At 71.7% G+C, this 13330-nt stretch carries 11 protein-coding genes; 8 read left to right on the forward strand and 3 right to left on the reverse strand.

Annotation, left to right across the window (positions count from 1 at the left end):
* The first annotated feature begins 83 nt into the window (after window positions 1–83).
* A complete protein-coding gene (locus OG975_RS42880) occupies window positions 84–905 on the forward strand; it encodes a GNAT family N-acetyltransferase (RefSeq protein ID WP_406335064.1) in 822 nt (273 codons plus the stop codon).
* Complete coding sequence (locus tag OG975_RS42885) at window positions 905–1843, forward strand: lysophospholipid acyltransferase family protein (protein WP_406335065.1); 939 nt, start codon at window positions 905–907, stop codon at window positions 1841–1843. The genes OG975_RS42880 and OG975_RS42885 overlap by 1 nt, the downstream gene beginning before the upstream one ends.
* Window positions 1844–1875: 32 nt before the next feature.
* Here the strand turns inward: OG975_RS42885 and OG975_RS42890 are convergent, their stop codons facing one another.
* Complete coding sequence (locus tag OG975_RS42890; protein ID WP_406335066.1) at window positions 1876–4215, reverse strand: ATP-binding cassette domain-containing protein; 2340 nt, start codon at window positions 4213–4215, stop codon at window positions 1876–1878.
* A 140-nt stretch (window positions 4216–4355) separates the two neighbouring features.
* On the opposite strand from OG975_RS42890, the gene OG975_RS42895 reads away from it, so the two are divergent.
* Window positions 4356–5591 carry an MFS transporter gene (locus OG975_RS42895; RefSeq protein WP_406335067.1) on the forward strand — a complete coding sequence of 412 codons (1236 nt, stop codon included), beginning with the start codon at window positions 4356–4358 and terminating at the stop codon, window positions 5589–5591.
* Window positions 5592–5718: 127 nt separating this feature from the next.
* Here the strand turns inward: OG975_RS42895 and OG975_RS42900 are convergent, their stop codons facing one another.
* Window positions 5719–6789 (reverse strand): LLM class flavin-dependent oxidoreductase, encoded by a 1071-nt coding sequence (locus tag OG975_RS42900; protein ID WP_406335069.1) that lies wholly within the window; start codon window positions 6787–6789, stop codon window positions 5719–5721.
* 186 nt (window positions 6790–6975) lie between these two features.
* On the opposite strand from OG975_RS42900, the gene OG975_RS42905 reads away from it, so the two are divergent.
* The 5 genes from OG975_RS42905 to OG975_RS42925 all read left to right on the forward strand — a co-directional run bounded on the left by OG975_RS42905 (window position 6976) and on the right by OG975_RS42925 (window position 12504).
* Entirely contained in the window at window positions 6976–8715 is a 1740-nt protein-coding gene (locus tag OG975_RS42905) for a SulP family inorganic anion transporter (protein WP_406335071.1), read from the forward strand.
* A gap of 147 nt (window positions 8716–8862) precedes the next feature.
* Window positions 8863–9492: a hypothetical protein gene (locus OG975_RS42910; RefSeq protein ID WP_406335072.1), complete on the forward strand. Its 630-nt coding sequence runs from the start codon at window positions 8863–8865 to the stop codon at window positions 9490–9492.
* 166 nt (window positions 9493–9658) lie between these two features.
* Window positions 9659–10564: a universal stress protein gene (locus OG975_RS42915; RefSeq protein WP_406335073.1), complete on the forward strand. Its 906-nt coding sequence runs from the start codon at window positions 9659–9661 to the stop codon at window positions 10562–10564.
* Window positions 10565–10585: 21 nt separating this feature from the next.
* Window positions 10586–11608 (forward strand): zinc-dependent alcohol dehydrogenase, encoded by a 1023-nt coding sequence (locus OG975_RS42920; protein WP_327433871.1) that lies wholly within the window; start codon window positions 10586–10588, stop codon window positions 11606–11608.
* 5 nt (window positions 11609–11613) lie between these two features.
* On the forward strand, window positions 11614–12504 hold the full coding sequence (locus OG975_RS42925; protein WP_406335074.1) for a universal stress protein: 891 nt from the start codon (window positions 11614–11616) through the stop codon (window positions 12502–12504).
* Between the two features lie 5 nt (window positions 12505–12509).
* Here OG975_RS42925 and ppk2 read toward each other — a convergent pair whose 3' ends face one another.
* Window positions 12510–13313: a polyphosphate kinase 2 gene (ppk2, locus tag OG975_RS42930; protein WP_406335075.1), complete on the reverse strand. Its 804-nt coding sequence runs from the start codon at window positions 13311–13313 to the stop codon at window positions 12510–12512.
* Window positions 13314–13330 lie beyond the last annotated feature (17 nt).

Here is a 13330-nt window from a genome sequence, read left to right on the forward strand (position 1 = left end):
ATCGGAAGAACAGGAGCGCGCAGACCGCACCGATCCGGTCTGCCGCCGATGAGCCGAAACCGGCCCGTGACCAGGAGAGTGCCATGACCGGCGTTTCCACCCTCGACAGCCCCCCGCAACCCGTCGCCCCGACCCGCTACACCGTCACCCTCGCCCGCGACGAGGCCGACGTCCGTGCCGCCCAGCGGCTGCGCCACGACGTCTTCGCCGGGGAGATGGGCGCCCTCCTGACCACCCCGGAGCCCGGCCACGACATCGACGCCTTCGACGCGTACTGCGATCACCTGCTGGTCCGCGACACGGTGACCGGCCAGGTGGTCGGCACCTACCGGCTGCTGCCGCCCGAGCGTGCCGCGATCGCCGGACGCCTGTACTCGGAGAGCGAGTTCGACCTCGGCCCGCTGGCCGCCATCCGCTCCGGGCTCGTCGAGGTCGGCCGCTCCTGCGTCCACCCCGACCACCGCGACGGCACGGTCATCGGGCTGATCTGGGCCGGCATAGCCCGCTACATGGTCGAGGGCGGCCACGAGTGGCTCGCCGGCTGCTGCTCCATCCCGCTCGCCGACGGCGGCGCGCTCGCCGCCGGCACCTGGGACCGGGTCCAGGACAAGCACCTGGCGCCCGAGGAGTACCGGGTACGTCCGCTGCTGCCCTGGAGCGCGGAAGGCGTAGCCCGGCCGCCCGCCCGCACGCCTTTGTCCCCGCCCGCCCGCACACCTTTGTCCCCGCCCGCCCGCACCGAGTTGCCCCCGCTCCTGCGCGGCTATCTCCGGCTCGGCGCGTGGGTCTGCGCCGAACCCGCGCACGACCCGGACTTCGGGGTCGCCGACCTGTACGTGCTGCTGTCGATGCGCCGGGTCAACCCGCGCTATCTGCGGCACTTCCTCTCACTCGTCCCCGCCTGATGAGCGCGTCCCGCCTCGCGGTCATCCGCCGCCCACGCCTCGGCGGGGGGCCGGGCGTCGCGGTGCTTCCCGGTCCCGTGCCCACGGTGCCGCGGCTCGTCGCGCCCGGCCCCGCCCCGCGGACCAGTGCCTGGCTGCCCACCGCACCCTGCTCCCCGCACGGCTGCGTGGAGTCCACGACCTCCTGGGCGGCGGTGCCGCGCGCCGTTCTGCGGCTCGCCGCGGTGCTGCTGGTGGTCCTCGTCGGCGTCCTCCTGACCCCGTTCGCGGCACGTATGCGGGCGGTGCCGCGCGACCGGTGGATCCGCCGCTGGTGCCTCGCCGTCGTGCGCGCCGCCGGTGTGCGGACACGGATCACCGGAGCCGCCGGGCCCACCGGTGGACTGCTGATCGTCGCCAACCACATCTCGTGGCTGGACATCCCGCTCCTCGCCGCCGTCCGCCCGGCGCGGATGCTCGCCAAGACCGAGGTCCGCGGCTGGCCCGTGGCGGGCGCGCTGGCGGCCCGCGGCGGCACCCTGTTCATCGAACGCGACCGGCTGCGCGCCCTGCCCGCCACCGTGGACCGGATCGCCCGGGCCCTGCGCGGCGGGGCGGCCGTGGTCGCCTTCCCCGAGGGCAGCACGTGGTGCGGCCGGGCCCAGGGACACTTCCGCCGGGCCGTCTTCCAGGCCGCGCTCGACGCCGGCGTGCCCGTCCAGCCGGTGCGCCTCCGCTACCGGCTCACCGGGGGAGCGGCCAGCACCGCGCCCGCCTTCGTCGGCGACGACTCGCTCCTCGCGTCGTTGTGGCGGGTGGCGTCGGCGCGGGGGCTGGTGGCCGAGGTGGAGCTGCGGCCCGTGCTCGCGGCCGGCGCCCACACCGACCGACGTGCCCTCGCGGACGCGGCGCAAGGGGGCTTGCGACGAGCCTGTCCACCGGCCGACGCACACCCCTGACGGCCGTGCCCATGGGCTCGGGGGCCTGCCGGCTACCGGCCCTGTCCGAGGGCACGGGCGAGGTAGGGCGCCGTCCGGCTCCCGGCCGCCCCCGCCACCTCCGCCGGCGGCCCCGCCGCCACGATCCGCCCGCCCGCGTCGCCGCCGCCGGGGCCCAGGTCGATCACCCAGTCGGCGCCCGCGACCACCGTCATGTCGTGCTCGACGACCACGACCGTGTGGCCCGCGTCGACCAGGCCGTGCAACTGGCGCATCAGCACTTCGACATCGGCCGGGTGCAGTCCCGTCGTCGGCTCGTCGAGGAGATAGAAGGTGTGGCCGCGCCGCACCCGCTGCAACTCGCTGGCCAGCTTGATGCGCTGGGCCTCACCGCCGGACAACTCGGTTGCGGGCTGGCCGAGTCGCAGATAGCCGAGGCCCACGTCGAGGAGCGTGGTGAGGCTGCGCGCGACGGCCGGGGTGTCCGCGAAGAAGTCGGCCGCGGCCTCCACCGTCAGGTCCAGGACCTGTGCGATGTTCCGTTCCCGGTACGTCACTTCGAGCGTCTCGGGGTGGTAGCGCGCCCCACCGCAGTCCGGGCACGGCGTATAGGTGCTGGGCAGGAACAGCAGCTCCACGCTGACGAAACCCTCGCCCTGACAGGTCTCGCACCGTCCGCCCGCGACGTTGAAGGAGAAGCGCCCCACGCCGTAGTCACGCCTCTTCGCCTCCTGAGTCGCGGCGAAGACCTTGCGTACGACGTCGAAGAGTCCGGTGTAGGTCGCCAGATTGGAGCGCGGGGTACGGCCGATGGGCTTCTGGTCGACGGAGACGAGCCGCCCGACACCGGAGAGCTCCTCCGTGATCTCGCCGATCAGCGTGGACTTGCCGGAGCCGGAGACGCCGGTGACCGCGGTGAACACGCCGAGCGGGAACTCGGCGGTGACCCCGCGCAGGTTGTGCCGGGTGACCGGCCCGACCTTCAACTGGCCGCCGGGTGACCGGACGTCGCGTACCGGAGCGGGGGAGCGGTCGAAGAGGAAGCGTGCCGTCGCGGACTCCGCCACGCGCTCCAGCTCCGCGACCGGGCCGCTGTGCAGTACGCGCCCGCCGTGCTCGCCGGCGCGCGGACCGACGTCGACGAGCCAGTCGGCGCCCCGTACGACATCGAGGTGGTGCTCCACGACGAACACCGAGTTGCCCGCCGACTTCAGCCGCTCCAGGACGGTGAGCAGGGCCTCGGTGTCCGCCGGGTGCAGTCCCGCGGACGGCTCGTCGAGGACGTACACGACCCCGAAGAGACCGGAGCGCAACTGCGTTGCCAGACGCAGCCGTTGGAGTTCTCCCGCGGAGAGGGTGGGGGTTGCCCGGTCGAGGCTCAGATAGCAGAGGCCGAGCTCGGCGACGGGCGCGATACGGGATCTGAGGTCGGCGGTGAGGACCCGGGCGGCCTCGCCGGTTCCCCGCAGCGCACGAGCCAGCTCCGCCAACGGCAGCGCGGCCAGCTCGGCGATGTTCCGTCCGGCGAACGTCACCGCCAGCGCCTCGGGACGCAGCCGGCTGCCGCCGCACGCCGGACAGGGGGCGCTGCTGAGAAACCGCTCAGCCTTGGCCCTGAGCGTCGGGCTCTTCGTGTCGGAGAAGGTCTTCATGACATAGCGCCGGGCGCTCATGTACGTACCCTGGTACGGGCGTTGGATCCGCTCCGCGTCGCGCACCGGGTGCACGGTGACGACCGGCTGCTCGTCCGTGAAGAGGATCCACTCCCGTTCCTCGGCGGGCAGTTCCCGCCAGGGCCGGTCCACGTCGTGGCCGAGCGTGTCGAGGATGTCCCGCAGGTTCTTGCCCTGCCAGGCACCCGGCCACGCGGCGATCGCGCCCTCGCGGATCGACAGCGCCGGATCGGGTACGAGCAACTCCTCGGTCGTACGGTGCACTTGACCGAGACCGTGGCACTCGGGGCAGGCCCCGGCCGCCGTATTGGGTGAGAACGCGTCCGAATCGAGCCGCGTGGCGCCCTCCGGATAATCGCCCGCCCGCGAGAACAGCATGCGCAGCGAGTTGGAGAGATTGGTGACCGTCCCCACGGACGAGCGCGACGTCGGTGCCGACCGCCGCTGCTGCAAGGACACCGCGGGCGGCAGCCCCGTGATCTCCCCGACCTTCGGCGCCCCCACCTGGTGGATCAGCCGTCGCGCGTACGGGGCGACCGACTCGAAGTAGCGGCGCTGAGCCTCCGCGTAGATGGTCCCGAAGGCCAGCGAGGACTTGCCGGAGCCGGAGACGCCGGTGAAGACCGCGAGGACGTCACGCGGGATGTCCACGTCCACGCCCTGGAGGTTGTGCTCACGGGCACCCCGGACGCGGACGTACGGGTCGTGGGGGCTGTGCATGGGGTGGACTCCTGCGGCTTGGGGCAGGGCCCCACGATACAAGGCCACCGCATGCGTAAGAACAAGACCCTTGCTCTTACCAGTAATATGCAACAAGCTTGACCGGTCCTTACCGCCTGCCCCGAATGCGGAGCCACTTCATGCCCCGTCTGATCCCGGACGCCGGACCGCAACGCGTCATCGCCGCTTCGAACTTCGTCTACACCGTCGGCAGCGGCCTCTACCTGACCGCCGGGGTGCTGTACTTCACCCAGTCGGTGCACCTTCCGGCAGGCCAGGTGGGCCTCGGACTCGGCATCGCCGGTCTTGTCTCACTGGCTGTGGGCATCGCCGTCGGCCATCTCGCGGACACCCGCGGAGCGCGCGGCGTCTACGCGACCACCCTGGTGGTCCAGGCGCTGGCAACGGCCGGCTTCGTGCTGGTGGACAGCTTCTGGCCGTTCGTTCTCGCGGTCTGCGCGGCCACCGGGGCGAAGGCGGCCGGACTGGCCGCACGCGGTCCGATCATCAGGCGCTACGGAGGAGACCGGCCGCAGGAATTCCGCGCCTACCTCCGTTCCGTGACCAACATCGGCATATCCCTCGGTGCTCTGCTGGCAGGCTGGGCCGTCCAGGTGGGCACCCACACCGCCTACCAGCTACTTGTCATCGGCAACGCGATCGGCTTCGCGGCTTCCGCCGCCGTCCTGGTCCTCCTCCCGCCGGTCACCCCCGGTCCCACCGTCGGCGGCCCTCGGTGGATCGCCCTGCGGGACCGCCCCTACCTCCTGATCACCGCCCTCGACGGCATCATGGCCATCCAGTTCAAGGTGCTCACCGTGGCCGTTCCGCTGTGGCTGGTCGCGGCGACGACCGCCCCGCCCTGGCTCATCTCGGGCACCATGCTCATCAACACCGTCATCGTCATCGCGTTTCAGGTACGGGCCAGCCGCAGCATTGATTCCCCCCTGACCGGCGGAGCCGCCTACCGGCGGTCGGGCGTGGCCTTCCTCGTCTCCTGCTCACTGATCTCGCTGTCCGCGGGGGTACCGGCCTGGGCCGCCGCGACGCTGCTGATGACGGCGGTGGTGATCCACACGGTCGGCGAGCTGTGGCACTCCGCCGGAGGCTTCGAGGTGTCCTTCGCCCTCGCTCCGGAGCACGCCACCGGCCAGTACCTGGGTGTCTTCGGCCTGGGGGCCGGACTGGCCGAAGCCCTCGGGCCGGGCCTGCTCATCGCGCTCTGCATCACCTGGGGCCGCCCAGGATGGTACGTCGTCGGAGCGCTGTTCGCCCTGACGGGCCTGGCGGCGCCCTTCGCCGTCCGCTGGGCACAACGCCACCAGGGCGCTCACCCGACGCACATCGAATCCCCGCTGAAGGAACTGGCCGTCTGAACTCTCGCCCCGGGCACGCGCGTTACCGTGTGCGGGGCGTTGCCAGGCTCCGCGCCAACAGAACGGGGAAGCCGGTGGAACAGTGGCCCGAAGGCGCCGCCGCCGATCCGGAAGCGGCGCGGGAGCGCTACGACTCCGGGTCAGGCCTGGACCCCGAGAGCCCGGTCAGCCCAGCCACCCGGGCGAGTCTCCGGTAGGAGTCCAGAAGGGCGTCCCGGTCGTACGAACTGGTGGTGACCAGCACCTCCTGGGCGCCGGTCTCTTTTATCACCGTCTCCAGCTCGTGGGCGACCTGCTCCTCGGTGCCCGCGATATGGCCGGTGAGCCCGGACTCGTAGAAGCCGCGCTCCTTGGCGGTCATCGTGAGCGCCTCGACGCGCTCGGCGGGCGGCAGCGGCGGGAAGGCGCCGTGCGTGCGGGAGTACGCCATCGACCAGGCCTCCGGGAGCAGCAGACGGCGCGCCGCCTCCGGGCTGTCGGCGACCGCGATCGTGCCGGAGATGACGACGTACGGCTCCCGCGCCCAGACGGACGGGCGGAAGGCCGCGCGGTAGTGGTCGATGCCCCGCCGCATCTTCTCCCGGTTCCTGAGGTCCCCGATGACCATCGGCAGGCCCGCCCGCGCCGCGATCGTGGCGCCCTCGCCCATCGCGAGTACGAAGGGCGGCACGGTCAGGCCCTCCGCGGGGCGCGCGTGGACGCGGGTCGGGGAAGTCCCCCGGAACCACCCGAGGAGTTCGGCGAGCTGTGCCGCGAAGTCCTCGGCGACGTCCTTGTCCCGGCCGAGCGCCTTGCGCACGCCGTCCGTGAAGCCGACGGAACGGCCCAGACCCATGTCGATCCGCCCCGGGAACAGCGACTCCAGCACACCGAACTGCTCGGCCACGACGAGCGGTTGGTGGTTCGGCAGCATCACACCTCCGGTGCCGACCCGGATCGTCCGCGTGGCGGCGGCGACCGCGGCGGCCAGCACGGTGGGCGCGGAGCCGGCGACGCCGGGCACTCCATGGTGTTCCGAGACCCAGATCCGGTGGTAGCCGAGCTTCTCCAGGTCCTGAGCCAGCCGCACGGTGTCGCGCAGCGCCTCGGGTGCCTCGTGCCCCTCGCGGGTGCGCGAGCGGTCGAGTACGGAGAAGCGCACGGCTTCTCCGGGCGGGCCCGGCTCCGGCGAGGAGCCGGGATTCTGCTGACTCTGCATGACTGCTCCGGAGACTCGGTGGCTGTCGTCTCAGCTGTCGCTCTGCTGATTTCCCCTGCGGCTTCCATGATCCGCGATCCGCGCGGTGTCCGGGGCGGGCAAGGCCGTCATGGGACCCGGGCCGACCGGGCCCTCGCGGCGGACCGACCGCGGGGCGATGCTGAAGGGGGTGACGAAGGGAGCCCCATGTCCGAGCGCCCGGAGGAGGCGGCCGGGGAACGCCGACGCGGTCTCGTGCGGCGGCTGGCTCCCGGTCTCGCCGTACTGGCCGGCTACCGGCGCTCGTGGCTGCGCGGTGACCTGCTGGCCGGAGTGACCGTCGCGGCGTATCTCGTTCCGCAGGTGATGGCCTACGCGGGCCTCGCGGGACTGCCGCCGGTCGCCGGGCTGTGGGCGATCATCCCCGCCCTGCTGCTGTACACGGCGCTGGGCTCGTCGCGATTGCTGTCCGTCGGGCCCGAGTCCACCACCGCACTGATGACGGCCACCGTGGTGGGGCCGCTCGCCGCGGGCAATCCGGACAAGTACGCCGTGCTCGCCGCCAGCCTCGCTGTCGTGGTCGGATTGATGTGCCTGGTCGCGTGGGCGGCGCGGCTGGGCTTCCTCGCCGATCTCCTGTCGCGGCCGATCCTGGTCGGCTACATGACCGGCGTGGCGCTCATCATGATCGTCGACCAGCTGCCCAAACTGACCGGTGTCAGCACCTCGGGATCAGAGTTCTTTCCTCAACTGCTCTCCTTCGTAAGGAATCTGGGGGAAGCCCAGCTCGCCACAGTGATCTTCTCCGTGGCGGTCATCGCATTCCTCTTCGCGGTTCCGCGGTTCTTCCCCAATGCCCCGGGCCCGCTGCTGGCCGTGGTGCTCGGCACCGCGGTCGTCGCGGCCTTCGGACTGGAGGACCACGGCATCGCCGTCATCGGCGCGGTACCGTCCGGGCTGCCAAGACCTGGCCTGCCGGCATCGGGTGACCTGCCGCAACTGGTGCTGCCGGCGCTCGGGGTGCTCCTCGTCGGCTACACCGACGTCATTCTCACGGCGCGCGCCTTCGCGGTACGGGGCGATGAACTCGACCCCAACCAGGAGCTGTTGGCCCTGGGGGCCGCGAATCTGGGTGCGGGCGTACTGCACGGCCTTCCCGTGAGCAGCAGCGCCAGTCGCACCGCCCTCGCCCGCTCGGCCGGGGGCCGCACCCAGGTGTACTCGCTCGTCGCCTGCGCCGCGGTCCTCGCCGTACTGCTGTTCCTGAGTCCGCTCCTCGCGCACACCCCGGTGACCGTTCTGGGAGCCCTGGTCGTCTACGCCGCCGTCCGCATGATGGATCTGGCCGGGTTCCGGCGACTGGCCGCCTTCCGGCGCCGGGAGCTGCTGCTGGCCCTGGGCTGCATGGCCGGAGTGCTCGCCCTGGACATCCTGTACGGCGTGCTGGTGGCGGTCGGGCTCTCGGTCGCGGAGCTGCTCACCCGGGTGGCCCGCCCGCACGACGCGGTCGAGGGCCTGGTGCCGGGCCTGGCCGGCATGCACGACGTGGACGACTATCCGCAGGCCCGCACGGTCCCCGGCCTGCTCGTCTACCGCTACGACTCGCCCCTGTTCTTCGCCAACGCCGAGGACTTCAAACGGCGGGCCCTGGCGGCGGTCGACCACCACGAAGGTCCCGTCGAGTGGTTCGTCCTCAACACCGAGGCCATCGTCGAGGTGGACATCACCGCGCTCGACGCGGTCGAGGCCCTGCGCCAGGAATTCGAGCGGCGCCACATCGTCTTCGCGCTCGCCCGCGTCAAGCAGGACCTGCTCGACGACCTGGACGCCTTCGGGCTGACCCGGACCATCGGCGCCGACCGGATCTTCCCGACACTGCCCACGGCCGTGGCCGCCTACGTCGAGTGGCACCGAAGCGGAGGCCCTCACGAGCCGAGGCAGAAGTAACGGCAAGCCCAACAGGCCTTGCAGATAGGGCCGTTCAGCCCCACGGTCACGGCCCTTCGGCACCCGGCAGGGACGGTCCCGCGCCAGCAGAGTGGTCGTTGTCGGGCACCGGTCCGGCACTCTCCGATTCCCGAAGGGATCACCACCATGGCCGTGCACGAGCACCCTCACCGGAGCCCGGGGTTCCACCTGCCGTCGTTCCGCAGGAGCCGGACCGCGTCCACCTCTGAGTCCGCCGTGTCGGCGAGCACCGACACGCACACTCTGCGGACCTACTCCTTCGCCTCGCTCCGGCTTCTGACGGGGTTCGTCTTCCTGTGGGCGTTCCTCGACAAGACCTTCGGCTTCGGCTATGCCACTCCGTCGGGCAAGGGCTGGGCCGACGGTTCCTCGCCCACCGAGGGCTTCCTCGGTGGCGTGGCCGCAGGTCCGATGGAGTCCACCTTCCACTCCTGGGCGGGCGACACCTGGGCCGACTGGCTGTTCATGGCCGGCCTGCTCGGTATCGGGCTCGCTCTGATCGGCGGGATCGCCCTGCGTCTGGCCGCTGTCGCGGGCACGGCGTTGATGGCGCTGATGTGGATCGCCGAGTGGCCGCCCGCCAAGCACCTCTCCGACGGCTCGGCCAGCATGTCCACCAACCCGTTCGTGGACTACCACCTCATCTACGCCGTCGTCCTCATCGCCCTGGCGCTGGTCGCGGCAGGCGACACCCTGGGCGTCGGCAAGCTCTGGGCCAAGCTGCCCTTCGTCCGGAACCACGGCTGGCTGCGCTGACCGCCGGAGAGGAGGGCCGGCCTCGCACAGGGGGCCCGCCTTCCCGTCCGCCGGCGGCGGCTCCATTGGGCCGATCGGTCCCTTCCGGGGACCTGCGGCCCCTGCATCACGAACCCCCCGCTATACGACGCTTGAATCGGATCGCTCGATTCAGGAGGTGAAGACCATGCCCCGCACCGTCACCGTAGGGCTCGACGGCTCGCCCGAGGGCCGGGCCGCTGCCGAATGGGCGGCCCGTGAGGCGAAACTCCGCGGACTGCCGCTGAAGGTCGTCCACGTCTGGGAGCCGGTACCGGAGCCCATGGCTCAGGCCCCGCTCCTCGGAGCCGAGACGCAGCAGCACTGGAGTGAAGGGATTCCCCGCGAAGCGGCCACCGGAATCCGGATACGCCACCCAGAGGTCGAAGTAGTCATGGAGCAACATTCCGGACGGCCCGCAGAGGTGCTGCCCGGCGCCGCCAAGGATGCCGAGCTGCTGGTTCTCGGCTCCCGAGGAATGAGCGGAGTGGGCGGTTTCATGGTGGGCTCCGTCGGCCTGGCCGTGGTGGCACATGCCGAGTGTCCCGTCGTTCTCGTACGGGCCGGAGAACAGGCGGCCGACGAGCACACGATGGACCCGGCCGGCATCCCCTCCGCCTCGGCCCCCTTCCGGCCCGTCGTGCTGGGACTCGACGCCACGAACCCGGACGACGCCTTGATCGGCTTCGCCTTCGAGGCGGCTCTCCTGCGCGGAACCTCCCTGCGTGTCGTGCACGGCTGGAACGAGCCGCCCTACATCGCGTACGGCATGCCCCCCGACCTCGAAATGAACGCCCGCATCGCCGCGGAGGAAGCCGCCGCCGTGGCCGACGTGCTGCGCCCCTGGCGCCAGAAGTTCCCGGCCGTCGAAGTCGTCGAGGACTCCCTGTCCGGAAGGGCGGCCAACCACCTGGTGGATGCCTCCCGCGAGGCCTCCCTGGTCGTCGTGGGCCGCCGCGTCCGCCGCTCGCCGCTGGGCGGGCACATCGGGCCCGTCACCCACGCCGTACTGCACCATGCCACCGCCCCCGTCGCCGTCGTCCCGCACGACTGACTCACCCGAGGAGACACCCCCATGAAGGCAGCAGTCGTACGAGCCTTCGGTGAGCCCTTGGTCATCGAGGAGCGCCCCGACCCCGAGCCCGGACCGGGCCAGGTCCGCGTCCGGGTGGAGGCCTCCGGGCTGTGCCACACCGACATCCACGCCGCGCACGGCGACTGGCCGGTCAAACCGAACCCGCCGTTCGTGCCCGGCCACGAGGGCGTCGGCCTCGTCGAGGCCCTCGGCGACGGGGTCACGCACCTCGCCCTGGGGCAGCGGGTCGCGGTGCCCTGGCTGGGCAAGGCCTGCGGACGGTGCGAGCACTGCCTCTCCGGCTGGGAGACGCTCTGCGAGCAGCAGATCAACACCGGATACGGCTGCGACGGCGGCTACGCCGAGAAGATGCTGGCCTGGGCGGACTTCGCCCAGCCGGTGCCCGACGGGATCTCCCCGCTCGACGCCGCACCGCTCACCTGCGCCGGCGTCACGACGTACAAGGCGCTCAAGGTCGCCGACGTCAGGCCCACCCAGCTGGTCGCCATCTCAGGTGTGGGAGGGCTGGGCCATCTGGCGGTCCAGTACGCGAAGATCGCCGGGGCCGCCGTGGCCGCGATCGACGTCACCGACGAGAAGCTCGAGCTCGCCGCCGAACTCGGCGCCGACCTCGTGATCGACGCCCGCAAGGAGGATCCCGGCGAGGTGCTCAAGCGGTACGGCGGTGCCCATGCCGCCATCGCGCTCGCGGTGAACGAAGCGGCGTTCTCAGCGGTGTACACCGGGCTTCGGCGGGGCGGCAAGCTCGTGATGGTCGCCCTGCCGGCGCACGGCACGATCCCGGTCCCCATCTTCGACACCGTGCTGAACGGCACCTCCGTGATCGGCTCGATCGTCGGCACGCGGCAGGACCTCGCCGAGGTGTTCCACCTGCACGCGGCGGGCCGGACCAGGGTCATCCGGGAATCCCGGCCCCTGGACTCTGTCAACGAGTCGATGGACGAAGTGCTGCGCGGTCACGTCAAGGCACGGATCGTCTTCGACTTCGGCGAAGGACGGTGAAGAGCGTGGAGACGTGGGAGCCGCCCCTGGTCGTGGGCGTCGACGGATCCGGGTCGAGCCTGCGCGCCGTGGACTGGGCGACGGACGAGGCCGCGCTGCACGGTGTACCGCTGCGCCTGGTGTACGCCTCGCTGTGGGAGCGCTACGAGGGCGCCGTGCCCGCCGAGAGGCCGGGCAGTCGCCCGGAGCAGGTGATGGTCGACAACGTCGTCGAGGCCGCCGCGCAGCGCGCCCACCGTCGCCACTCCGACGTCAAGGTTTCCACCGAGGTGCTGCCCGACGACGCCGTGAGCGTGCTGCTGAAGGAGGGGCACAGCGCCTTTGCGCTGGTCCTCGGGTCCCGTGGGCGCAGCGGCATGGCCGAGCTGTTGCTCGGCTCGGTCGGTCTCGCCGTCGCGGCCCGCGCGGTCTGTCCGGTGGTCGTGCTCCGCGGCAGCCACGACAACCAGGCCAGGGCCGGGACACACCGGAGCGTCGTCCTCGGGGTCGGCGAGGAGTCACGCGCCTCGGCGGCCACGCGCTTCGCCTTCGAGGAGGCGGAGGTCCGCAACGCCGTCCTGCACGCCGTACGGGCGTGGCGCTGGCCCGCGCACGAGAGCACCGACCATCCTCTGCTCGCGGGAGAACCCGCCCGTTTGCACGAGGAGCAGGCGGTGAAGGTTCTGGACTCGGCGCTGAGCGAGGCAGCGGCGAACCATCCGTCCGTGGATCTACGCCGACGCGCCACGGAGGGCACGGCCCGCAAGGTGTTGCTGGACGCTTCTGCCGACGCCGACCTGCTCGTCGTCGGCGCGCGGCGCCGCCAGGGACACTTCGGACTTCAGCTCGGCCGGGTCGCGCACGCGGCGCTGCACCACTCCGCCTGCCCGGTCGCGGTCGTACCACAGCACACGTGAGCGGCTCAAAGGCCCGCGGCGTGATCGGGGACGTACGTCTGCAGATCGCGCGGCGGCCGCACGTAGCCGGTCGACGGCGGTCTCGGCGGCAGCTCCAGAACGGGCGGCGCCACCTCCTGGTACGGAACCGAGCCGAGCAGGTGCGCGATCATGTTCAGCCGCGCCCGGCGCTTGTCGTCGCTCTCGACGATGTACCAGGGCGCCTCGGAGACGTCGGTGTGCACCAGCATCTCGTCCTTCGCCCGGGAGTACGCCTCCCAACGGGTGATCGACTCCAGGTCCATGGCGGAGAGCTTCCAGCGCCGCGTCGGATCCTTCAGCCGCCGCCGGAACCGCTTCTGCTGCTCCGCGTCGCTCACCGAGAACCAGTACTTGCGCAGCAGGATGCCCTCCTCGACCAGCATGCGCTCGAAGATCGGGCACTGCCGCAGGAAGAGCTGGTGTTCCTCCTTGGTGCAGAACCCCATCACACGCTCGACGCCGGCGCGGTTGTACCAGCTGCGGTCGAACAGCACGATCTCCCCGGCGGCCGGAAGATGTTCGACGTACCGCTGGAAGTACCACTGCGTGCGCTCGCGCTCGGTCGGCTTGGGCAGCGCCACCGTCCGGGCGATGCGCGGGTTCAGATGTTCCGCGACCCGTTTGATCGTGCCGCCCTTGCCCGCCGCGTCCCGTCCCTCGAAGACGACCACGAGCCGGGCGCCCTCCGCCCGGACCCACTCCTGAAGCTTCACCAGCTCCGTCTGCAGACGCAGCAGCTCCCGCTCGTACGCCGCGCGCGGCAATGTCGCCGTCTTCTTGTCGGCCATGCCGCCTCCTCCGCCCG

This window comes from Streptomyces sp. NBC_00203, from assembly GCF_045206325.1.
In the GTDB taxonomy this organism is placed as follows: domain Bacteria; phylum Actinomycetota; class Actinomycetes; order Streptomycetales; family Streptomycetaceae; genus Streptomyces; species Streptomyces lutosisoli.